Genomic DNA, 608 nt, shown 5'->3' with positions numbered 1-608 from the left:
TTTTTGAGCTGTGCGATGAAGAAGACGAAGACACCGCGAACCACACTCGCGCCGGGCTTAGCCAAGGTCCTGAAGCGCCTTCACTACCCGCTTGAAGTGATTTTGCTGTGCGTGCGATGGTACGTGGCCTATTCGCTGAGTTTGCGCAACCTTGCGGAAATGATGGACGAGCGTGGTATCGCGGTGGATCATTCGACGGTGCACCGCTGGGTCATCAAGCTGCTGCCGCTCTTCGAAAGGCGCTTCCGCAAGCACAAGCGTCCGGTTGGGAAAAGCTGGCGAATGGACGAGAGCTATAGCAAGATCAAAGGCGAGTGGAAAGGTTCTGTTGCAGTAAGGCCCACGTTAAAATTGGGTAGCGAATTTTTGAGCTGTGCGATGAAGAAGACGAAGACACCGCGAACCACACTCGCGCCGGGCCTGGCCAAGGTCCTGAAGCGCCTTCACTACCCGCTTGAAGTGATTTTGCTGTGCGTGCGATGGTACGTGGCCTATTCGCTGAGTTTGCGCAACCTTGCGGAAATGATGGACGAGCGTGGTATCGCGGTGGATCATTCGACGGTGCACCGCTGGGTCATCAAGCTGCTGCCGCTCTTCGAAAGGCGCTT

General features: G+C 56.1%; 1 pseudogene. It reads left to right on the top strand.

Going from position 1 to position 608, the window contains the following annotated elements:
* Window positions 1–15 precede the first annotated feature (15 nt).
* A pseudogene (locus tag GCT19_RS45070) lies at window positions 16–608 on the top strand (hypothetical protein); the annotation flags it as partial.

This window comes from Paraburkholderia atlantica (assembly GCF_009362785.1).
Taxonomy (GTDB): Bacteria; Pseudomonadota; Gammaproteobacteria; order Burkholderiales; family Burkholderiaceae; genus Paraburkholderia; species Paraburkholderia atlantica.
This window is presented reverse-complemented; position numbering and strand designations above follow the sequence as displayed.